Source organism: Streptomyces sp. NPDC050504 (genome assembly GCF_044458065.1).
GTDB lineage: Bacteria > Actinomycetota > Actinomycetes > Streptomycetales > Streptomycetaceae > Streptomyces.
Genome location: NZ_JBITHO010000005.1, coordinates 425,985 through 446,107, shown reverse-complemented (window position 1 = coordinate 446,107; position 20,123 = coordinate 425,985). Strand labels below are relative to the sequence as shown.

The following is a 20,123-nucleotide window of genomic DNA, read 5'->3' as shown; positions in this document are numbered from 1 at the left end:
CGGGGCGCCGCCCCCCTCCCCCCCCGCAGGGCTACGCGTGCTGGTACGCCACCAGGGAGATTCCCACGTAGTGCGCCGCGAACGCGGCCAGCGTGAACGAGTGGAACACCTCGTGGAACCCGAACCACCGCGGCGACGGATTCGGCCGCTTGAACCCGTAGACCACGCCCCCCGCGCTGTACAGCAGCCCGCCCACCACGATCAGCACGAGCACCGCGATCCCGCCCGCCCGCATGAAGTCCGGCAGGAAGAAGACCGCGGCCCAGCCCATCGCGATGTAGCACGGGGTGTACAGCCAGCGCGGCGCGCCGACCCAGAACACCCGGAACGCGATTCCCGCAGCCGCTGCCGCCCAGACGGCCCACAGCAGCACCCGCCCGGTGGAGTCGGGGAGGAGGAGCAGCGTGAGCGGGGTATAGGTGCCCGCGATGATCAGGAAGATGTTGGCGTGGTCCAGGCGCCGCAGCACCGCCTCGCCGCGCGGCCCCCAGGTGCCGCGGTGGTAGATCGCGCTGACCCCGAAGAGCAGGCACGCCGTGAAGACGTAGATCGCGCACGCGACGCGCGCACGCGTCGACTCGGTGAGGGCGATGAGCGCGAGGCCCGAGACCAGGACGGCCGGGAACATCCCGGCGTGCAGCCAGCCGCGCATCCGGGGCTTGACGGGCAGGTCCGGCTCGACGGTCGGGCCCGGGGCCGGAACGGCCCCGTCGGCCAAGGTGACTTCGGGCGTGTCGGGAACGTTCTCGGGCGCGGCGGCAGTCATGCACCGCATCGTACCTACGCAACCGTAGGTAACGGATATGACCGGCGACGACCGGCGAACGGCGGGTGAACGAGTGGCGATGCTCACGTGAGAGGCCCCCTGGACATATGGGCGCGAGCCACGGATGATCAGATGAGTGCGGTCGGCACCGGATGAGCAGCTACGAAGCATCCGGGTCGCAGCCCCCACGGGGCAGACAAGGGCAGAACAGCCGAAAACCCTCTCTTAGGAGCGATCGTGGCGCGCGAAAACGCGGCTCCCACCACTTCTTCCGTCCCCACCGACCACCAGGAGCTCGTCTCCTGGGTCGACGAGATCGCAGCGATCACGCAGCCGGACCGCGTGGTCTGGTGCGACGGCTCGGAGGCCGAGTACGAGCGCCTGTGCGCCGAGCTCGTCGCCAAGGGCACCTTCAAGAAGCTGGACGAGAGCAAGCGGCCCAACTCGTACTACGCCGCCTCCGACCCCTCCGACGTCGCACGCGTCGAGGACCGCACCTTCATCTGCTCGAAGGACGAGAAGGACGCAGGCCCCACGAACCACTGGAAGGCCCCCGCCGAGATGCGGGAGGTCTTCACCGGTGAGAACGGCGTCTTCCGCGGCTCCATGCGCGGCCGCACCATGTACGTCGTCCCGTTCTGCATGGGCCCCGTCGGCTCGCCGCTCTCCGCGATCGGCGTCGAGATCACCGACTCGGCGTACGTCGCCGTCGCCATGCGCACCATGACCCGCATGGGCCGGAAGGTCCTGGACGAGCTGGGCACCGACGGCTTCTTCGTGAAGGCCGTCCACACGCTGGGCGCGCCGCTGGAGGAGGGGCAGCAGGACGTCCCGTGGCCCTGCAACTCCACCAAGTACATCTCGCACTTCCCCGAGGACCGCGAGATCTGGTCGTACGGCTCCGGCTACGGCGGCAACGCCCTGCTCGGCAAGAAGTGCTACGCGCTGCGCATCGCGTCGGTCATGGCGCGCGACGAGGGCTGGCTCGCCGAGCACATGCTCATCCTGAAGCTCACCCCGCCGGCGGGCGAGGGCGCGACGAAGTACGTCGCCGCGGCCTTCCCGTCCGCGTGCGGCAAGACCAACCTCGCCATGCTGGAGCCGACGATCCCCGGCTGGACCGTGGAGACCATCGGCGACGACATCGCCTGGATGCGCTTCGGCGAGGACGGCCAGCTGTACGCGATCAACCCGGAGGCGGGCTTCTTCGGCGTCGCGCCCGGCACCGGCGAGCACACCAACGCCAACGCCATGAAGACGATGTGGGGCAACTCCGTCTTCACCAACGTCGCGCTCACCGACGACGGCGACGTGTGGTGGGAGGGCATGACCGAGACGGCGCCCGCGCACCTCACGGACTGGAAGGGCAACGACTGGACCCCGGCGTCCGAGACCCCGGCGGCCCACCCCAACGCCCGCTTCACCGTCCCGGCCGGGCAGTGCCCGACCATCGCGCCGGAGTGGGAGGACCCGAAGGGCGTGCCGATCTCGGCGATCCTCTTCGGCGGCCGCCGCGCCTCCGCCGTGCCGCTGGTCACCGAGTCCTTCGACTGGAACCACGGCGTCTTCCTCGGCGCGAACGTCGCGTCCGAGAAGACCGCCGCCGCCGAGGGCAAGGTCGGCGAGCTGCGCCGCGACCCCTTCGCCATGCTGCCGTTCTGCGGCTACAACATGGGCGACTACATGGCTCACTGGGTCAAGGTCGGCGCCGACAAGGATCAGTCGAAGCTGCCGAAGATCTACTACGTGAACTGGTTCCGCAAGAACGACGCGGGCAAGTTCGTGTGGCCCGGCTTCGGCGAGAACAGCCGCGTCCTGAAGTGGATCGTCGGCCGCCTCGACGGCCGCGCCGAGGGCGTCGAGACCCCGATCGGCGTCCTGCCGACCAAGGAGTCCCTGGACACCAAGGGCCTCGACCTGGCCGACGCCGACCTCGACTTCCTCCTGAACGTCGACAAGGAGGTGTGGCGCGAGGAGGCCGCCCTGGTCCCCGAGCACCTCAACACCTTCGGCGACCACACGCCCAAGGAGCTGTGGGACGAGTACCACTCCCTGGTGGCGCGCCTGGGCTGACGCCCTCCCCAAGCCCGTGGCGGGCTGCCCCGAAACACCGCCCTGACCAGTGGGGTCACGACGGTCCGCCACGGTTCACCGGCCCCCGGAGCCCCCTCACGGCTCCGGGGGCCGAACACGTGCCCAGGGGCGCCTAGGGCCCGTCGGAGACGCGGCCCTGGAGGTAGTTGGTGTGCGTGTGCTGGCGGCGCACCTCCGTCTCGTGCAGGGCCGCCGCCAGCTTCTCCGCCTCCCGGTGGAGCAGGTCGAGCTGGCGCTCCAGGTGCCGCTCGGGGGGTTCGGTGCCCGGGGTGATGCGGGTCCACCAGCGGGTGCGCACGTAGGTGTCGACGGACTCCGGGATGTCCTGGCGGATCGCCCTGGCCAGGGTGTGCATGCCCTCCGGGTCGTCCGCCAGCCCGCCGCCCGCCCAGCCGGGGTCGAGCAGCGCCTCCAGCACGTTCGTCAGTTCCGTGGTGCGGCCCGCGGCCGCCGGGGGCAGCTCCACCGTCTCCAGGTACGCGCGGAGCGTCGCGAAGTCGGCCCGCAGCGCGTCCAGTTGCTCGGCCGGGTCGGGGAAGCAGGGGGCCTCGCTCCGCTCGGGCGGGGCGATCAGCGCGCCCGCGCCGTACAGGCCCGCGACGACGAACGGCCAGTAGGGGCCCGCGAGTCCGGTGAAGGTGAGGGCGAGGCCGAGCAGGCCGCAGGCGGAGCCCGCGAGGTTCTTGCGGGACTCCAGGTAGACCAGGGCCCCGGCGAGCGGGGGGCGGGTGCGGGTTCTACTGGTAGCCACGGATCTCCTCGAAGGCGCCGTCCAGCGAACCCTTCGTCGCGTCGAAGAGCCGTCCGCCGGTGAGTTGGGCGATGTGGGTGAGCTCCGCGCGGTCCGAGTCGCCGAAGACCACGGGGAACACCGGGGTCGTACGGCGGTCGGCCGGGAGCCCGGCGTAGAACGCGTCGAAGTCGGCGGCCGATGCGCCCGTGGTGTTCTCGCCGTCCGTCATCAGGACGATCGAGGTGAACGCCCCGGTGCCGGCGTCGCCGATGTGGCCGTAGGCCGCCTCCAGGCTGGAGTAGATCGCCGTCTCGCCGGAGGCGCTGAGCGCGGCGGCGGCCGAGCGCAGGGACGCCGGGGCCGCGGTGTGCGTGACGGCCCGCTTGACCTTCGAGCCGAACGGCAGCAGCGTCACCTGCTCGCGTTCGCGGAAGTCGCCGGTCAGCTGGGTGAGCGCGGCCTTCAGGCGGGTCAGCCGCTCGCCCGCCATGGAGCCCGAGGTGTCCAGGACGTAGACGGTGCGCGAGGGGCGGCGCAGCTTGTTCTGGTACGCGTCGAGCAGGCCGTCCGCCACGGCCCTGCTGCCGGGGAACGGCAGTTCGCGCCGCTGCCCCGCGGCGAGCGCCGGGGCGGGCGGTACGGAGGTGACGACCGGGCGGCGCAGCGTGCGCTCGGTGATCTGCCGCTGGGCGGCGGGGGTGCGCAGGTACCCGGTGAGGTCGCGCAGCGCGTCGCGGGCGGCGGGTGCGGCCGCGGTGAGCGGGGCGAGCGGGTAGTCGGCGGTGATGACGCCGTCGCGGGGGCGGACGACGGTGAGGGGCGGGGTGCTCCCGCCCTTCGCCGCCGCGTCGCGGTTCATGGAGTGGAGCACGGACTCGTAGTTGATCAGCGCGTCCACGTCGCCCCTGCGGGCGTACGCCGTCGCCAGCCAGCCCGAGGAGCCCGAGGTGAGGCGCTGGCCCGCGAAGAACTCCTTGAGCCGGGGCGACGCGGTGCGCACGTCCGCGTCGCTGAGGGCGGACTGCGCGCCGGAGAGCGCCGAGGCGACGGAGACGAGCGCGGCGAAGCCGGAGTTGGAGCGCTCGGGGTCGGTCATGCCGTACGTGAGGCGGTCGGCGGCGACGGCCCGGTGGACGTCGGCCCAGGTGACCTTCTCCGGCTGCCAGCCGAGGCGGGCGACGACTGCGGGCTTCACGCCGATCGCCACGGGCGAGGTCATGACCGGGGTCTCGGACGCGACCTTGCGGGCGGCTTCGGGGCGCAGGCGGAGGTGGTCGCTGGAGGAGAGCCACACGGCGTCGTACGCCTTGTCGGCGGCGCCCGAGGCCAACCGGTCGACGGCCTCGACCGTGCCCGTCCAGGTGGGCTTCACGGTGATGCCGGTCGCCTTGGCGGCCGCGTCCAGGATCGGGGCCATGTCGGAGAGTTCGGAGGAGGCGAGGACGCGGAGGGTGCGGGGCGCTCCGGTGGAGCGCGTGGGGTCGTGGGTGGGGTCGGGGGAGCCCTTCCCCGCGGGGTCGTCGGTGCAGCCGGTGAGGAGGGCGGCTGCGAGGGCGAGGGCGCCCGCGGCGAGCAGTGCCCCGCGCCCCCGGCGGGGCGCACGGTCTCTCACGGCTGTCCCCCTTCGAGCGCGCTCGTCGTGCGGGAGCGTTCCAGGTACGCGTTCGCCTGGTGGAGTTCCGTCGTCAGGGTCTCGACCGTCGCGGCCATCGCCTCCGTCGCCTGGACCTTGTACGTGTCGATCGCCTCCAGCGTGTGGTAGATCGACTGGAACGCGGCGCGCAGCGTCTCCGCGCCCACCGCCGGATCCGCCGCGATGCGCTGGATCTCGCCGCTCTGCGTCGCCAGCATCTCCGCGTTGCCGCGGATCAGCTCCTCGGTCGTGGAGCGCAGCACCTGCACCTGCTCGGTGACCTTCCGCTGGTTCTCCAGCGCCACGCTCAGCATCACCGCGATGCGCAGCGCCGAGAGCGTGGTCGTCGCGGCCCGGTCGACGCCCTTGACCAGCTCGTCGTTGTTGCGGCGCACGACGTCCATCGCCAGGTAGCCCTGGGCGCAGACGGCCAGTTGGGTCAGCAGGTCCTGGTGCTTCTGGCGGACCGGGAAGAGCACGTCGGCGCGGAGCGCGTCCGCCTGGACCGGGTCGGCGGTGGTGGCGATGCGCTCCTGGATGGCCGCGTCCAGGGCCTCGGTGAGCACCGCGTACTCCTGGAGCTTGCCCATGGTCGACCACAGGCGGGTGCGCTCGGTGTGCAACGCGGCGTTGTCGCGGCGCAGTTCGTCCTGTCCGCTGCGGAGCGAGCCCACGATGCGGGTCAGGGTGGACTGTGCGGAGGCGTACTTGGCGACGTGGTCGCGCAGCCTGTTGCCGCCCGGCAGCTTGGCGAGCAGCCGGCGGGCGCCGCGCCCCGGGGTGTCGCGCGGGTCGAGGTCCTCGACCGTGCGCCGCAGTTCGACGAGCGAGGAGCCGACGCGGGCCGTCGCGTCGCCCTCTCCCGACGAGTTCGACAGGGAGCGCACGGTGCGGTCCAGCATGCGGTTCGACTGCTGGGCGGCGCTGCGGATGTCGCCCTGGCCGAGGTTGTTGATCTCGCCGATGCGGGTCGCGAACTCCGGGGAGCGCGCGTCGAGTCCGGCGAGCCCGGCCACGTACTCCGCCGCCCGCCGCGCCATCTCCTCGCGCACGGAGTCCTCGACGGGCACCAGGCCCGCGGCCTGATCGGCGCGGACGGGGGCGACGGGCTCGGGCGGGGTGAGCGTGAGGGGCTCGGGCGGGGCGAGGGACGGGGCCGCCGCCCCGGGCGCGCCCGTCAGGGGTGCGTCTGTCACGGGGATCTCCTAGCTCCGGGCCGCGCCGGCCATCGCGCGCAGCACCTGTGCGGTGGGCACGGGGGCCTGGCGGATGCCGGTGAGCCGCTGGTTGAGGTAGCCGGTGTGCGGCGCGGTCGCCACGGTGAACTCGGCGGCCGCGCCCTGCGGGCGGAAGCCGTGCCGTACGGCGAGCGCGCGCAGCTTCGGGTCGCCCGCGAGCAGCGCGCCGATCTCGCGGCCCGCCTCGGTGAGGGGCACGAGGGTGTGGTCGCTGGAGACCGTCGTGTCCGGGTAGAGCACGACGAGGTCGCCGACCTGCTGCTTCTGGAGCAGGAGCGAGGCGACCTGGGACTCGTACACGAGCACGAGCGGGTTGCCGACGCCGCTGATGAAGTCCCTGAACGGCGCGTCGCTGCTGGTCTGTTGGGCGCCCTGGACCTGGATGAGCTTGCGCAGGAGCGGCTTGGTGCGGGCCACCGCCGCGTCGTTCGCGGCGACCTTGCCGCCGTCGGCGACGTAGGAGGCCGCGGCGAGGTAGAGGGCGCCGGAGTTGGAGGTGGCCGGGTCGGTGGTGGTGATGAAGAGCGTGCCCGTCAACTCCGCGTGCGCCGCCGTGCCCTTGAGCTGCTGCCAGGTGCGGTCGGCGCGGGCCGCCGCGAGGTACGCGCCCATGCGGAGCGTGCCGGTGCGGCTGCCCGGCGGGAGCGTGGCCAGGCCGTTGTCGGCGAGGACGCGGGCGGCGGAGGAGTGGGCGACCACGACGAGGGGCGAGTAGAAGGGGCGGGTGGGCGCGCCCTTGTTGGCCTTCGCCTTCTGCTGGATCTCGTCGGCCGGGGCCTTGGATCCGGGGAACGCGAAGTCGTAGCCCCGGACGGGGTTCTGCTCCATGGCCCAGGAGCCCGATGGTTCGGTCCTGACCGTGTAGCCCTTGGCCGCGAGGGCCTTGACGACGGCCGGGTCCGCGAAGAACTCGGACTTCTCCGAGCCGATGAGGCCGCGCACGGTCTTCGTTGCCGCGCGGCGGCCGTCGCCGTCGTTCGCCGTGCCCCCGTTCGAGCGGCCCACGAGGACGGCGACGACGACGCCGGCGAGGAGGAGGGCCGCGAGGGCGATCGCTGAGATTCGTCTCACGGGGGCAGGGTGCTCGCGGAAACCCACGTTCCGGGCGGAGTTGGGTGTACGGCGGGTGAATCGACGATCCCAGTACGCAACCGGAGGCGGGCGGTCCCGGGGGGAGGGGGCACCCGCGCGATGTGGCTACGGACCCCGCGCGGGCCCGCCGTGCGGGACACCCGCCCCCGCCCCGCGGAAGGTGGCACCCGGCCCGGGGCTTGGGCAGCCGCGGACCGGGGCCGGTACTAGGGGGCGCCGACCAGCCCCGCCGCGCCCGCCGCGTGCGCGTCCATCCGCTCCGCCGCCAGGATCGCCACCGTCGTGTCCGCCCGCGACGCCGCGACGACCAGCGCCCGCCCCGCCAGCGCGTGCGCGCGGTCGTGGAGCGCGGAGGCGCCCGCCGCGGTGCGGGCCGCGTGCCGCGCGGGCGGCGCGCCCCGCAGCCGTGCGACCTGCTCCGCGATCCGCTCCGCCGCCGCGTCGAGCCCCAGCTCGTCGGTGACCGCGAGCAGTGCGGACAGGTGCCCGGCGAGCTGGATGTCCAGCTCCTCCTCGCGCGACCGGTGCGGCACGTACGAGCCCTCGGTCGTCGTGTGGACCGACTTGGTACGGATCGGTTCGTACATGGGTTGGCCTCCTCGGAGTCTCAGGAAGCCATCCTAGCTTAGATTGTGTCTAAAGTTGAGCAGAGTCCCGAGAAGTTCTAGGGCTGTCCGTAGCCCTCCAGGAACTTGCCGATCCGGGTCACCGCGTCCGCCAGGTCCTTCGCCGCGGGCAGCGTCACGATCCGGAAGTGGTCCGGCTCCGGCCAGTTGAAGCCGGTGCCGTGCACGACCATGATCTTCTCCGCGCGCAGCAGGTCCAGGACCATCTGCCGGTCGTCCTTGACCTTGTAGACGTCGGGGTCGAGCCGCGGGAAGAGGTACAGCGCGCCCTTCGGCTTGACGCACGTCACGCCCGGGATCCGGGTCAGCAGGTCGTACGCCACGTCCCGCTGCTCCAGCAGCCGCCCGCCCGGCAGCACCAGGTCCTCGATCGACTGCCGCCCCTGGAGCGCGGCGGCCACCGCGTGCTGGGCCGGCATGTTCGCGCACAGGCGCATGTTCGCGAGGATCGTCAGGCCCTCGATGTACGAGGAGGCGTGCGCCTTGGGGCCGCACACCGCGAGCCACCCCGAGCGGTACCCGGCCACCCGGTAGTTCTTCGACATGCCGTTGAAGGTGAGCACCATCAGGTCGGGGGCGATCGCCGCCGTCGGGGTGTGCGTCGCCCCGTCGTACAGGATCTTGTCGTAGATCTCGTCCGAGCAGACCACCAGCCGGTGGCGGCGGGCGATCTCGGTCAGTCCGCGCAGCATCCCGTCGTCGTAGACCGCGCCCGTCGGGTTGTTCGGGTTGATGATCACGATCGCCTTGGTGCGGTCGGTGATCTTCCGCTCGATGTCCGCGAGGTCGGGCATCCAGTCGGCCTGCTCGTCGCAGCGGTAGTGCACGGCCGTGCCGCCCGCCAGCGAGACCGACGCCGTCCACAGCGGGTAGTCGGGCGCGGGGACCAGCACCTCGTCGCCGTCGTCGAGCAGTGCCTGCATCGACATCTGGATCAGCTCGGACACGCCGTTGCCGAGGTAGATGTCCTCCACCGACAGCGGGATGCCCTTGGTCTCGTAGTGGCTCATCACCGCGCGGCGCGCCGAGAGCAGCCCCTTGGCGTCGCCGTAGCCGTGCGACCCGCCGAGGTTGCGGAGGATGTCCTCCAGGATCGCGGGCGGGCACTCGAAGCCGAACGCCGCGGGATTCCCCGTGTTGAGCTTGAGGATGCGGTGGCCCGCCGCCTCTAGCCGCATCGCTTCCTCCAGGACGGGGCCCCGGATCTCGTAACAGACGTTGGCGAGCTTGGTCGACTGGATCACCTGCATGAACGCGAGCTTACGGGCGCGTAACCCGCCCCGCCCCGTGTTCTGCGACACGTGGCGGCGGAGGCGGAGGCGGCGGGGGCGGAGGCGAGGGGGCGGCCGGGCGGGCGGCCGGGCTGACAGCTACCTGTCAGCGTCGTGTACCCGCGCCGCCCGCTCCCCGAGGATGGGTGCCGTGCCCCACCGGCGGTCCCCGAGGACCGCCGCGCGGGCCGGCCTTGGACGGACTGACGGGGACGGGTGATCGGACGTGCGGAGGAAGCTGCTGAAGGCCGTCGGCTGCGGAGTCGTCGCAGCTGCCACCACGCTCGTGGTCGGCATCCCGCTGGCGCACCAGGCGGGCGCCGCCGAGCCGGAGAAGCCGGGGGTGCCGGGGAAGACGGTGAGCGTCGAGCAGGACGGGCCCCGCTCGCTCCCCGCCGCGCCCGAGGTCCCGCACGCGGACGGCTGACCCTTCCGTCCCCCCCCACACGTGGCAGGTGCGGGGCGCACCCCCGAGCGCTCCGCACCTCCCACCTCCCACCCCCGACCGCCGGGCCGCCCGACCGTCGAGCCGCCCGGCCGCCGGGCCGTTAGGCCGTGACCGGCTGCCGCCTCGGCTCCGCGAGGCGGCCCGCGCGGTGCAGCCCGTGCAGGGCCGCCGCGCAGAGCAGGCCCAGCGCGCACAGCGCCAGCCACGGCAGCGCGGAGAGCCCCGCCGAGCGCGCCGCGTCCAGCGCCGCGCCCGTCAGCAGGTTCCCGAGCGTGATGCCGACCCCGCACACGGTGTTGTAGAACCCGTAGTGCGTGGCGACCAGCCGGTCGCCCGAGAGGCGGACCACCGTGTCCATCTCGAAGGGGTACGCGACCATCGTCCCCAGCGCCAGCAGCAGCGCGCACAGCGCGGGCGGCACCGCCACCAGCAGCCAGCGCCCCGCCCCCGGATCCGGCACGTCCAGCGGGACGACGGCCAGCAGGGGCAGGAACGCCGCGCCCATCACGACGAGCCCCCACACCAGCGCCCGCCCCGGTGCCAAGTGCGCCTTGCACCACGCGGTGACCCGGGTTTGGAACAGCAGCGTGCCGAGCCCCGACACCGCGAAGAGCAGCGCGGTGGACGCCGTCGCGCCCACCCCGTCGCCGCCCAGCCGCCGCACTTCGAGCGGCAGCGCGAGGTAGACCTGGAACGACAGCACGTACGAGCCGGTCATCGCGGCGGCGAAGAGCAGGAACGGCCGGTTGGCGGCCACCGAGCGCCACTGCGCCAGTACGCCGTCGGCCCGCTCGGTCCCCGCGTCCGCGCCCCGCTTCGGCAGCGCCCTGATCTGTACGGCGCTCAGCACCGCGAAGATCGCGGCGGCCGTCAGACAGGTGGCCCTGAAGTCCACGGCGGTCAGCGCCATCCCGGCCAGCGGGCCGAGCAGGATGCCCGCCTGGTAGAAGACGTTGAACAGCGCGAACGCCTCCACCCTGCGCTCGCCCGCGTCCTTCGCGAGGTACGCCCGCACGGCCGGGTTGAAGAGCGCGCCCGCCAGGCCCGTCGCGGCGGACGCGGCGAGCAGCGCGGGCAGCGAGTCGACCAGGCCGAGCGCGGCGAAGGCGGCCGTGCGCAGCAGACAGCCCGCGACGATCATGGGCTTGTAGCCGATCCGGTCGGCGAGGGTGCCGCCGATCAGGAACATGCCCTGCTGGGTGAAGTTCCGTACGCCCAGGACGAGTCCGACCATGGCGGCGGACAGCCCGAGCGAGCCCGACAGGTGCGCCGCGAGGTACGGCATCAGCATGTAGAAGCCGAGGTTGATGGTGAACTGGTTCACCATCAGCAGGCGCGAACTCCAGCCGTACGTACGGAACTGGGCGACCGTCTCCTTCACTTGAGCACCTCCCGGGCCATCGGGTCGACGACCTCGGCGCAGCGCGTCCAGCGCGTGACCTCCTTGTCGTCGGGGCGCGCGAGCACGTCGGGTCCGTCGGCCGCGGGCGCGGCCAGCAGGCCGTGCCGCGCGCAGTACTCGTCGTCGTACACCGTCCCGAGGTAGCGCTGCGGTCCGTCGGGGAACACCGCCGCGATGCGGGTGTCGGCGGGCAGGGTGCGGGCCAGCCAGCCCGCGACCAGCGCGACCGCGCCGACGCTCCAGCCGCCCGTCGCGTAGTGCGACGAGGCCAGCAGGCGGCAGGTCGCGACGGCCTCGGCGGGCGCCACCCAGTGGACCTCGTCGAAGGTGCCGTAGGCGACGTTGCGCGGATAGATGCTGGAGCCCAGGCCGCGCATCAGCCGGGGCCGCGCGGGCTGGCCGAAGATCGTCGAGCCGATGGTGTCGACGCCGACGACCCGCAGCTGCGGGTAGAGCTGGCGCAGCACGCGGGAGATCCCGGCGGAGTGCCCGCCGGTGCCCACGCTGCACACCAGCACGTCGATGTGGTGCAGCTGCGCGGCGAGTTCGAGGGCGAGCGGGGTGTACGCGGTGATGTTGTCCGGGTTGTTGTACTGGTCGGGGCACCAGGAACCGGGGTGCCGCGCGAGGAGTTCGGCCACGCGGTCCCTGCGGGCCTGCTGCCAGCCGCCCTCGGGGTGCGGTTCGGCCGTCGTGTCGACGCGGGCGCCGTGCGCGGTGAGCAGCCGGGTCATGGACGGTTCGAGGCCGGGGTCGGTGACGAGCGTGACCGGGTGGCCGTGGACCATTCCGGCGAGCGCCAGGCCCAGGCCCAGGGTGCCGCTGGTCGACTCGATGATCCGGGCGCCGGGGAGCAGTTCGCCGCGCGCGCGGGCCCGCTCGACCATGTGGAGCGCGGGACGGTCCTTGATGCCGCCGGGGTTGAAGCCCTCCAGCTTGGCCCAGAAGCCGCGTCCCTCGGGCGCGAGGGGCCGGGAGATCCGCAGGACGGGGGTGTCGCCGACCAGACCGGAGAGCGCGGAACGGGCCGGGGTGTGGGCGGCGGCGGTGTGGGACTCGGTGGAGGTGGAGGTGGAGGCGGGCGCGGAGGCGGAGTCGGGGGTGGAGGTGGGGGCGGGTGCGGAGGCGGGGGTGGAAGTGGGGGTGGACGTGGGGAGGTTCATCGTTCGTTCCTGCCTGTTCGGTGGGAAGCGCTGGACGGGGTGCTCGCGGAGTGCGCGAGCCCCTATATGCGCCACCGGCAGGTGGTCGGGAGCGGTGAGGGCGGCCTGGGTGCGCGGGCGGTGGCCGTGAACGCGTACGGCTTGGGGCCGGGGGCGAGTTGCGAGGGCGCGGGCCCGGACGGTTCGGGCGCGGCGCTCTGCGGCAGCGCGCGGGCGGGCGCGGGGCGTTCGGCGAGGGTGCCGGTGCCGCCGTCGCGGGCGTCGCAGGGCTGCTCGACCGACGTGCCCGCGGGGTGGGCCGCGGGTCCTGCGGCGTGGGTGGCGTGGGACGCGGCCGGGTTCAGCACGTGCCCGGGGCAGCCGACGGCCAGCAGCGCGAGCGCGGACAGGACGAGGGCGACGCACCAGGGGAACCAGCGGTGGCGGCGGGGTGCGGGGGAGGACGGCATGACGACTCCGTGGACTCTGTCGCGGAGGGCGGCGGAGGGCGGGGCCGTCGAAGGGCGTACGGGGTACGCGGAGGGGCGCCGACGGCCGACGGGGGCGGGCCGCCTCTAGACGCGGAGGTTCGCCGCGCGTCCCTGCGCGTCCGCGGAGTCGTCCGCGTCCGCCGTGCCGCCGTCCGGGCGCGGCGCGGCCCGGCCCGGTGCGTCGGAGCCGTACGCGGCGAGGGTGTCCCAGCCCGTGCCGGGGCCCGCGCACGGCGGCGCGGTGACCACCGGGGTCGGGTCCTGGGGCTGGGCGGAGAGGCATTCGCCGCCGGGGTGGTCGTCGCCGTCGCCCGGGGCGTCGTGCGTGCCGTGGTCCGGGGTCGTGGCCCCGGGGTCCGCGTGGGTGTGTGCGTCGGCGGCGAGCACCGACGAGGTGACGGCGACCGGGGAGACGTGGCCCGACTGGCCCTCGACGCCCATGCCGTGGGCGAAGAGCAGCGTCAGCAGCAGGGCGCCCAGCCACAGCACGCGAGCGGCGCCCGCAGGGCGGCGGGCGCCCGGGGTGCCGAACGGAGACCGGGCCGTGACCATGCCGTGATCGTAGCCGCTGGGCGCCGCCCCGCCCGGCGCGTGCCGCACGGGGTGGCGCGATCCGGACCCTGCCGTTCAGGCGCGCCACCCTGCCGTTCAGGCGCGTCCCGCGACCGTGACGATCTCCGGAGAGGCGGGAGTCAGGGGCGAGCGGTCCCAGTCGCCGTACTGCTCGACGACCTTGAGCCCGGCCCCGTCGAGGAACCCCGCGAGGGCCTCGGAGTCCAGGAACCGCAACGTGCTGCGGCTGCTCCTGGGGCGCGGCCAGGACGGCGCGTCGTACCTGGTGGTGAACGAGACGGTCCGCGCGCCAGGCGCGGGCTCCTCGACCTCCCGGGTCACGGCGACCTCCTCGCCGTCGGGGCCCGTCACCTTGACCGGATCCCGTACCGTCCACCCCTCCCAGGCGCGCGCCGAGGGGTTGCGGGTCTCGAAGGCGAACCGGCCGCCGTCGGCGAGCGCGGCGGCGATCTTCGCGAGCGCGGTGCGCAGTTCGGTGTCGGTGACGAAGACCTGGAAGGCGTGGCCCGCCATGACGACGAGGTCGAACTCCCGGTCGTACGAGACGCTGGAGAGGTCGCCCAGCGTCCACTCGACGGACCCGTGCGGCACGCGGGCCCGCGCGACCTTCAGCATCCCCGGCGCCGGGTCGAGCCCGCACAGCCGTCCGGTGTGGCCCGCGTCGCGCGCCGAGTGCAGCAGCGAGCCCGTGCCGCAGCCGACGTCGAGGACGGCGGGCGCGGCCATGATCAGCGGGCGGTAGAAGGCGAAGTCGGCCCGCAGCTCCGAGGGGTGCCCGGGGTCGTAGAGCGCGGCGAGCGTCTCGTCCGCGAAGGCGCTGTCAGCCACGGGCGCCCTCCGGGGCCGCGGCCGGCCGGGCCGGTGCCGGGTCCGCCACGGGCACCAGCGTCAGGTACGCCATGCCGAGCACCCCGCGCGTGCCGCGCAGCCACCAGGAGCGCATCCGGTCCACGCGCTCGCGGGTCTCGGCGGCGAGCGGGTGGCCGGGGTGGGCGGCCAGCCACGCCTCCAGGTCGGACTTGTGGCCGGACTCGAAGTCCTCCCACTCCGCCTCCGTCGCGGTCTCGATGTGCTCGGGGCGGAACCCGGCGGCGATCGCGAGGTCGACGAGGTCGGCCAGGTGGTGGTGCTCGGCGGCCGACGCGTCCGGCCACATCGCGGCCAACTCGCCCCCGCTCGGCGTGCGCTGCCAGAACGCCTCGCCGAACAGCACGCGCCCGCCCGGGTTCACCAGGCGGCGCAGCGCGTCCAGCGCCTCGGTGGTGTGGTGCGGCGGCGCGGCGTCGCTGAGCGCGTGGCTCGCGCCGAGCGAGAGCACCAGGTCGGCCGGGGCGGGCGCCGCGTCGGCGGCCGGGGACTCGACGAAGGCGACGCGTCCGGCGAGGCCGAGCCGGTCGGCGTTCGCGCGGCCGCGCGCCAGGTCGGCGGCGTTGACGTCGATGCCGGTGCCCGTGGCGCCGGGCGCCGCCGCGAGGAGGCGGAGCATCAACTCGCCCCAGCCGCAGCCGAGGTCGAGCACCGTGGCCGGGGGCGGCGAGGTCAGCCGGTCGACGAGGCGCGCGGCGCGGGCCTCGGAGAGCGGTCCGTGGAAGGCGAGGCGGGTGAGGCGCGGCGGCAGATCGTTCGCAGAAGTCATGGCAGAAGTCATAGGGGCGGCACGGTAATCCCGTACCGCGGTGCCGCGACACCGAATTTCGGTGCGACGAGTCGTGATCGCTCTCTTGCCCACCGGGGCCCATGCAACAACAATGCTCATGACAATTTCAGCATTGGCAAGCAAGCAGGAGGGGACCCCCACATGAACAAGCCTCTCGCCGGCGCGCTGCTCACGCTCGCGCTCGTCGGATCGGGCGTCGCGCCCGCCGTCGCCGCGTCGGACGCGGGAGCGGCGGCACGGGCCGGGGCCTCGGCCCAGGCCCCGGCCAAGGTCCAGCCCAAGGCGCAGGTCAAGGCCGTCAACTTCGCCGGTACGGTCGCGCTCAGCAACTGCTCGGGCTCCGTCGTCCGCACCGCCTCCTCCCAGCCCGGCGACCCCGCGCTGGTGATGTCCAACGGGCACTGCCTGGAGACCGGCTTCCCGCCCATGGGCACGGTCGTCGTCAACCGCGCCTCGTCCCGCACGTTCAGCCTGCTCAACTCCGCGGGCAGCAAGGTCGCCACGCTGCGCGCCAGCAAGATCGCGTACGGCACGATGACCGACACGGACGTCTCGCTGTACCAGCTCACCACGTCGTACGCGCAGATCGAGAGCCAGTACGGCATCAAGGCACTCGAACTCCAGTCGGCCCGCCCGGCGCAGGGCACCGCCATCAAGGTGGTCTCCGGCTACTGGAAGCGGATCTACAGCTGCAACGTGGACGGCTTCGCGTACCGCCTCAAGGAAGGCCAGTGGACCTGGAAGGACTCGGTCCGCTACACCTCCGCCTGCCAGACCATCGGCGGCACGTCGGGCTCGCCGGTCGTCGACGCGAACACCGGCAAGGTCGTCGCCGTCAACAACACCGGCAACGAGGACGGCGGGCGCTGCACCGACAACAACCCCTGCGAGGTGGACCAGAGCGGCAACGTCACCGTCCGCCAGGGCATCAACTACGGCCAGCAGACGTACCAGATGGTGCCCTGCATAGGCCCCGGCAGCCAGCTCGACCTCAACCGTCCCGGCTGCGGGCTCCCGAAGCCGTAATCACTTGTGGACAGGGGCAGTTGAGCCCACACCCCTTGTCCGGGACGGGTGCGTCCCCCAAGAATGCGCGTGCCAGAACGCTCATTGGAGGGGGACGCACGCATGAAGAAGCCCGTATTCGGTGCCCTGCTCGCGCTCACGCTCGTGGGGGCGGGCGCCGCGCCCGTCGTGGCCGCGGTGCCGCAGGACGCCCCGGTGAAACCGTCTGCGGAACGCGCGGCGCACCAGGTCGACTTCGCCGGCACGGTCGCGCTCAGCAACTGTTCCGGCTCGATCGTCCGACTGCCGCACACCAAGCCCCTCGACCCGGTGCTCATGCTCACGAACGGGCACTGTCTGGAGTCCGGTCTGCTCAAGGCGGGCGAGGTCGTCGTGGACCGGCCGTCGTACCGCGACGTCAGCCTGCTCGGCCCCGACGGGCAGCGGGTCGCGTCGCTCATATCGAGCAAGGTCGCGTACGCGACGATGACCGACACGGACGTCGCGCTGTACCAGCTCAACGCCACCTACGCGCGGCTGAGCGCCCAGTACGGCATCGAGCCGCTGGAGCTCGACACGCGGCAGCCGGTCAAGGGGCGGGCCATCGCGGTCGTCTCCGGCTACTGGAAGAAGACCTACAACTGCAACGTCGACGGCTTCGTCCACCGCCTGAAGGAGTACGACTGGACCTGGAAGAACTCCGTCCGCTACACCCCCGACTGCCAGACCATCGGCGGCACGTCGGGCTCGCCCGTCATCGACGTCAAGACCGGCAAGGTCGTCGCCGTGAACAACACGGGCAACGAGGACGGCGAGCGGTGCACGCTCAACAACCCCTGCGAGGTCGACCGCAAGGGGCGGGTGACCGTGCGCAAGGGCATCAACTACGCGCAGCAGACCGCGCTGATCACGCGCTGCGTGGGCCTGGCCAGCAAGGTCGACCTGTCGCGCAAGGACTGCAGGCTGCCGAAGCCCGCGAAGGGCTAGGGCGCCCGGCAGGGGGGGGCGCGCGCGGGCCCTGGCCCTGCCGCGTGCCCCCGGGCCTGCCCTTTCGTACCTCGTACGGTCGTCCCCGCCGCGCCTAGGGTCGGCGGGGACGACCGGGAGGACGGGGCGGACCGTGTACGAGAAGGCGAACCCACCGGGGCCCGTGACGCAGCCCCGGGCGACCGCGCGGGCACCGCGGCGGGCGGCCGGGATCCCCGCGCTCCAGCGCACCGCGGGGAACGCGGCCGTGGCCCAGTGGGTGCAGCGGACGGCCACCCCGCAGGAGCAGTACGCGGACCGGCCGACCGAACACCCCGAGTGGGGCCCGTACCAGGAGCTGGTGCGGGCCGCCGGAATCCCGCAGCAGGAGGCCGACGACGCCTGGCAGCTGCTGCTCGGCGGGGTCGCCGAGCAGGGTCCGCTGAACGCCGAGGCCATGGCGAAGACGTCCGTGCGCCAGGAACAGCGGGAACTGCGCGCCACGAACACCTGGTACCGGACCTTCACCGCGCTCATGGGCAAGTACCTGGAGATCGACCGGCCCACCATGGCCCTGTGGTCGGGCGGCCTCGACCTCAGCGACTACGCCTACGCCAAGGGCCACATGCCGCTGGAGCGGACCCGCATCGGCGGCGTGCTCAACGTGATCAGGCTGAACCGGAACTGGGCCCTGACGACGCCGATGTGGAACATCCTGTCCAAGGAGTTCGTGTCCCGCGCGAACGGCCCCGTGCACATCTTCATGCGGGCGTTCAACCCCGAGAGCGTCCTCATCTCGCAGGAGGTCCCGCAGCTGCACGTCGTCAAGGAGCTGAACCCCCAGGTGCGGCTCCGCTGGCACCCGGTGTACACCGACCCCGACGGGAAGCTGCGGGAGATCGCGCCCGACTTCACGCTCACCGACAACGCCGAGTACGACGGCCGGGACAAGTGCGTGACCGTGCTCATCGAGTACCTCAGGAAGTTCCACGACGAGAGCAACACCCAGAGCGCCCGCGCACACGAGGAGACGGAGAAGCTGCTCGCGGGCAACGGCAACAAGCCCTGACCGACCGGCCCAGGGCCGTACCCCTGCTGCCACGGGCCGCACCCCTACCGGTCCCGGGCCGCGCCCCTACCGGTCCCTGCTACTGGTCCCTGCCCCGCACCGCCAGCACCGCGACCGCCGCCGCGAGCGCGCCCCACACCCCGTACACCGTCCACGCCCCGGCCTCCGTCCAGGGGTACGGCACCGGGGCGCCGCCGGTCTCCGTCAGGCGCAGCCAGGCGTTGTACGGCATCGCGTGCGCGGCCACCGCCGTCCAGTACCGCCGCTCGCCGAGCATCGCGGGCAGCAGCAGGAGCACCAGCGTCGCCAGCACCATCGAGGTCGCCGCGTGCCGCAGCAGCGCCCCCAGCGCGAGGCCCGTCAGCGCGCACAGCGGCGCGAGCAGCGCCGACGCCACGACCACGCGCAGCGTCCCGGGATCCCCGAAGGCGATGTTCGCGTCCCGCGTGCCGAGCACGGCCTGGCTGCCGGAGAACGAGGCCAGGGCGACGACCGCGCCGAACCCGGTGGAGACCGCCGCGACCACGACGGCCTTCGCCGCCATGACCGAGCCGCGCGCGGGGACGGCCGCGAACGTGGTGCGGACCAGCCCGGAGCCGTACTCCCCGACGATCGGCAGCGCGCCGATCGCACCCAGGCAGAGCAGCATCACGAACGTGCCGTTGCCGGTGAACGACAGGTGCAGCGGCAGCCCGTCCGCGATGAACCGGTCCGCGTGGTGCGGGTCGTCCTTCGGCCAGTAGCGGACCACGTCCCAGGCCGTGCCCACGTTGAAGGCGACCACGGCGAGACCGGTGAGCAGGTACGCCCAGGTCGTGGAGCGCAGCGACCACAGCTTGAGCCACTCGGACGCGACCAGGTCGACCGGGCGCGGGCGCGGCTCGTCCGTGAGGGCGGCGGGGGCGGCGGGGACGGTGGGGGCGGCGGCGCTCATCGGGCCCCGCCCGCCGGGTACTCCGTGCGCGCGGCGGTCAGTTCCATGAAGGCGTCCTCCAACGAGGCGTTACGGGTGGTCAGTTCGTGCACCGGGACGGCAGCGCCGTGCGCGATCTCGCCGATGCGCGGCGCGGCGAGCCCGGTCACCGACAGCAGCTCGGCGCCGGTCCGCTCCACCGCCGCGCCCTCGGCCGTCAGCAGCGCGGCCAGCGCGTCGGCCCCCGGCGTGCGCACCGCGACCGTCACCGCCGTGCCGCGCGCCGCGAAGTCGGCCAGCGGCTCGGCGGCGATCAGCTCGCCGCGCCCGATGACGACCAGGTCGTCGGCCGTGTGCTCCATCTCGCTCATCAGGTGGCTGGAGACGAAGACCGTGCGGCCCTCCGCCGCGAGCCGCCGGAACAGCCCGCGCACCCACTGCACGCCCTCCGGGTCGAGGCCGTTCAGCGGCTCGTCGTAGAGCAGCACCGGCGGATCGCCCAGCAGCGTGGCCGCGATGCCGAGCCGCTGCCGCATGCCCAGCGAGTAGCCGCCGATCCTGCGCCGCGCGGCCCCGGCCAGGCCGACCTCCTCCAGCACCTCGTCGACCCGGGCGCGCGGGATGCGGTTGGAGCGGGCCAGCGCCGCCAGGTGGGCCCGCCCGCCGCGCCCGCCGTGCACCTCGCCCGCGTCCAGCAGCGCGCCCACGTGCCGCAGTCCGCGCGGCCGGTCCCGGAAGGGGCGCCCGCCGACGGTCACGCTGCCGCCGCTCGGCGCGTGCAGCCCCAGGACCATGCGCAGCGTGGTGCTCTTGCCCGCGCCGTTGGGACCCAGGAACCCCGTGACGCGCCCAGGCCGCACGGTGAAGCTCAGGTCCTTGACGGCCGTCGTGGCGCCGTACCGCTTGGTGAGTTCATTGGCTTCGATCACGCGTCCCACGCTGCCGCCCGCGCCCGCCCCGCGTCATCGCACCAGCGCCGACAGTGCGGGGCGCCCGGTGTCGAC

Annotated in this window: 20 protein-coding genes; 5 read left to right on the top strand and 15 right to left on the bottom strand. The window is 73.4% G+C overall.

Features of this window, described 5'->3' with window-relative positions:
- Window positions 1–31 precede the first annotated feature (31 nt).
- Window positions 32–766: a hemolysin III family protein gene (locus ACIBNE_RS20960; protein ID WP_399273629.1), complete on the bottom strand. Its 735-nt coding sequence runs from the start codon at window positions 764–766 to the stop codon at window positions 32–34.
- Between the two features lie 237 nt (window positions 767–1,003).
- Between ACIBNE_RS20960 and ACIBNE_RS20955 the strand changes: the two genes are divergently transcribed.
- Window positions 1,004–2,839, top strand: a complete 1,836-nt coding sequence (locus tag ACIBNE_RS20955; protein ID WP_399273627.1) for a phosphoenolpyruvate carboxykinase (GTP) — start codon at window positions 1,004–1,006, stop codon at window positions 2,837–2,839.
- 133 nt (window positions 2,840–2,972) lie between these two features.
- On the opposite strand, the gene ACIBNE_RS20950 is transcribed toward ACIBNE_RS20955, so the two are convergent.
- The 6 genes from ACIBNE_RS20950 to ACIBNE_RS20925 form a co-directional block, all read right to left on the bottom strand.
- Complete coding sequence (locus ACIBNE_RS20950; protein WP_399273625.1) at window positions 2,973–3,611, bottom strand: hypothetical protein; 639 nt, start codon at window positions 3,609–3,611, stop codon at window positions 2,973–2,975.
- Window positions 3,598–5,205, bottom strand: a complete 1,608-nt coding sequence (locus ACIBNE_RS20945; protein WP_399273623.1) for a substrate-binding domain-containing protein — start codon at window positions 5,203–5,205, stop codon at window positions 3,598–3,600. Before ACIBNE_RS20945 ends, ACIBNE_RS20950 begins: the two co-directional genes overlap by 14 nt.
- Window positions 5,202–6,422, bottom strand: coding sequence for a toxic anion resistance protein (locus ACIBNE_RS20940; protein WP_399273622.1), 1,221 nt, complete (start codon window positions 6,420–6,422; stop codon window positions 5,202–5,204). Before ACIBNE_RS20940 ends, ACIBNE_RS20945 begins: the two co-directional genes overlap by 4 nt.
- Before the next feature lie 9 nt (window positions 6,423–6,431).
- Window positions 6,432–7,562, bottom strand: a complete 1,131-nt coding sequence (locus ACIBNE_RS20935) for a hypothetical protein (RefSeq protein WP_399273620.1) — start codon at window positions 7,560–7,562, stop codon at window positions 6,432–6,434.
- A 200-nt stretch (window positions 7,563–7,762) separates the two neighbouring features.
- The gene (locus ACIBNE_RS20930) at window positions 7,763–8,143 is read right to left on the bottom strand and encodes a hypothetical protein (protein WP_399273618.1); all 381 of its coding nucleotides are present in this window, start codon (window positions 8,141–8,143) and stop codon (window positions 7,763–7,765) included.
- A 77-nt stretch (window positions 8,144–8,220) separates the two neighbouring features.
- Window positions 8,221–9,432, bottom strand: coding sequence for a pyridoxal phosphate-dependent aminotransferase (locus tag ACIBNE_RS20925; protein ID WP_399273616.1), 1,212 nt, complete (start codon window positions 9,430–9,432; stop codon window positions 8,221–8,223).
- Between the two features lie 247 nt (window positions 9,433–9,679).
- Here ACIBNE_RS20925 and ACIBNE_RS20920 point away from each other — a divergent pair, with 247 nt between their 5' ends.
- The gene (locus ACIBNE_RS20920; protein WP_399273614.1) at window positions 9,680–9,880 is read left to right on the top strand and encodes a twin-arginine translocation signal domain-containing protein; all 201 of its coding nucleotides are present in this window, start codon (window positions 9,680–9,682) and stop codon (window positions 9,878–9,880) included.
- Window positions 9,881–10,001: 121 nt separating this feature from the next.
- Here the strand turns inward: ACIBNE_RS20920 and ACIBNE_RS20915 are convergent, their stop codons facing one another.
- The 6 genes from ACIBNE_RS20915 to ACIBNE_RS20890 form a co-directional block, all read right to left on the bottom strand.
- A complete protein-coding gene (locus ACIBNE_RS20915; RefSeq protein WP_399273612.1) occupies window positions 10,002–11,282 on the bottom strand; it encodes an MFS transporter in 1,281 nt (426 codons plus the stop codon).
- Complete coding sequence (locus ACIBNE_RS20910; protein WP_399273611.1) at window positions 11,279–12,466, bottom strand: PLP-dependent cysteine synthase family protein; 1,188 nt, start codon at window positions 12,464–12,466, stop codon at window positions 11,279–11,281. The genes ACIBNE_RS20915 and ACIBNE_RS20910 overlap by 4 nt, the downstream gene beginning before the upstream one ends.
- A 62-nt stretch (window positions 12,467–12,528) precedes the next feature.
- On the bottom strand, window positions 12,529–12,915 hold the full coding sequence (locus ACIBNE_RS20905; protein WP_399273609.1) for a hypothetical protein: 387 nt from the start codon (window positions 12,913–12,915) through the stop codon (window positions 12,529–12,531).
- A gap of 105 nt (window positions 12,916–13,020) precedes the next feature.
- A complete protein-coding gene (locus ACIBNE_RS20900; protein WP_399273607.1) occupies window positions 13,021–13,488 on the bottom strand; it encodes a hypothetical protein in 468 nt (155 codons plus the stop codon).
- Window positions 13,489–13,584: 96 nt separating this feature from the next.
- Window positions 13,585–14,337 carry a class I SAM-dependent methyltransferase gene (locus tag ACIBNE_RS20895; RefSeq protein ID WP_399273605.1) on the bottom strand — a complete coding sequence of 251 codons (753 nt, stop codon included), beginning with the start codon at window positions 14,335–14,337 and terminating at the stop codon, window positions 13,585–13,587.
- Window positions 14,330–15,145, bottom strand: a complete 816-nt coding sequence (locus ACIBNE_RS20890; protein ID WP_399273603.1) for an SAM-dependent methyltransferase — start codon at window positions 15,143–15,145, stop codon at window positions 14,330–14,332. Before ACIBNE_RS20890 ends, ACIBNE_RS20895 begins: the two co-directional genes overlap by 8 nt.
- Window positions 15,146–15,307: 162 nt before the next feature.
- On the opposite strand from ACIBNE_RS20890, the gene ACIBNE_RS20885 reads away from it, so the two are divergent.
- The 3 genes from ACIBNE_RS20885 to ACIBNE_RS20875 all read left to right on the top strand — a co-directional run bounded on the left by ACIBNE_RS20885 (window position 15,308) and on the right by ACIBNE_RS20875 (window position 18,206).
- Window positions 15,308–16,192, top strand: a complete 885-nt coding sequence (locus ACIBNE_RS20885) for a serine protease (RefSeq protein WP_399273601.1) — start codon at window positions 15,308–15,310, stop codon at window positions 16,190–16,192.
- Window positions 16,193–16,294: 102 nt separating this feature from the next.
- Window positions 16,295–17,158, top strand: coding sequence for a serine protease (locus tag ACIBNE_RS20880; RefSeq protein WP_399273598.1), 864 nt, complete (start codon window positions 16,295–16,297; stop codon window positions 17,156–17,158).
- Window positions 17,159–17,321: 163 nt separating this feature from the next.
- A complete protein-coding gene (locus ACIBNE_RS20875) occupies window positions 17,322–18,206 on the top strand; it encodes a hypothetical protein (protein WP_399273596.1) in 885 nt (294 codons plus the stop codon).
- A gap of 79 nt (window positions 18,207–18,285) precedes the next feature.
- Here ACIBNE_RS20875 and ACIBNE_RS20870 read toward each other — a convergent pair whose 3' ends face one another.
- Both ACIBNE_RS20870 and ACIBNE_RS20865 read right to left on the bottom strand, forming a co-directional pair.
- Window positions 18,286–19,140 carry an ABC transporter permease gene (locus ACIBNE_RS20870; protein WP_399273594.1) on the bottom strand — a complete coding sequence of 285 codons (855 nt, stop codon included), beginning with the start codon at window positions 19,138–19,140 and terminating at the stop codon, window positions 18,286–18,288.
- The gene (locus tag ACIBNE_RS20865; protein WP_399273592.1) at window positions 19,137–20,048 is read right to left on the bottom strand and encodes an ABC transporter ATP-binding protein; all 912 of its coding nucleotides are present in this window, start codon (window positions 20,046–20,048) and stop codon (window positions 19,137–19,139) included. The genes ACIBNE_RS20870 and ACIBNE_RS20865 overlap by 4 nt, the downstream gene beginning before the upstream one ends.
- Window positions 20,049–20,123 lie beyond the last annotated feature (75 nt).

Bases quoted from the DNA above. Each gene is read 5' to 3' on its own strand.
- ACIBNE_RS20960 (WP_399273629.1), bottom strand. From the start codon at position 766: ATGACTGCCGCCGCGCCCGAGAACGTTCCCGACACGCCCGAAGTCACC.
- ACIBNE_RS20930 (WP_399273618.1), bottom strand. From the start codon at position 8,143: ATGTACGAACCGATCCGTACCAAGTCGGTCCACACGACGACCGAGGGC.
- ACIBNE_RS20925 (WP_399273616.1), bottom strand. From the start codon at position 9,432: ATGCAGGTGATCCAGTCGACCAAGCTCGCCAACGTCTGTTACGAGATC.
- ACIBNE_RS20910 (WP_399273611.1), bottom strand. From the start codon at position 12,466: ATGAACCTCCCCACGTCCACCCCCACTTCCACCCCCGCCTCCGCACCC.
- ACIBNE_RS20905 (WP_399273609.1), bottom strand. From the start codon at position 12,915: ATGCCGTCCTCCCCCGCACCCCGCCGCCACCGCTGGTTCCCCTGGTGC.
- ACIBNE_RS20900 (WP_399273607.1), bottom strand. From the start codon at position 13,488: ATGGTCACGGCCCGGTCTCCGTTCGGCACCCCGGGCGCCCGCCGCCCT.
- ACIBNE_RS20890 (WP_399273603.1), bottom strand. From the start codon at position 15,145: ATGACTTCTGCGAACGATCTGCCGCCGCGCCTCACCCGCCTCGCCTTC.
- ACIBNE_RS20885 (WP_399273601.1), top strand. From the start codon at position 15,308: ATGAACAAGCCTCTCGCCGGCGCGCTGCTCACGCTCGCGCTCGTCGGA.
- ACIBNE_RS20880 (WP_399273598.1), top strand. From the start codon at position 16,295: ATGAAGAAGCCCGTATTCGGTGCCCTGCTCGCGCTCACGCTCGTGGGG.
- ACIBNE_RS20870 (WP_399273594.1), bottom strand. From the start codon at position 19,140: ATGAGCGCCGCCGCCCCCACCGTCCCCGCCGCCCCCGCCGCCCTCACG.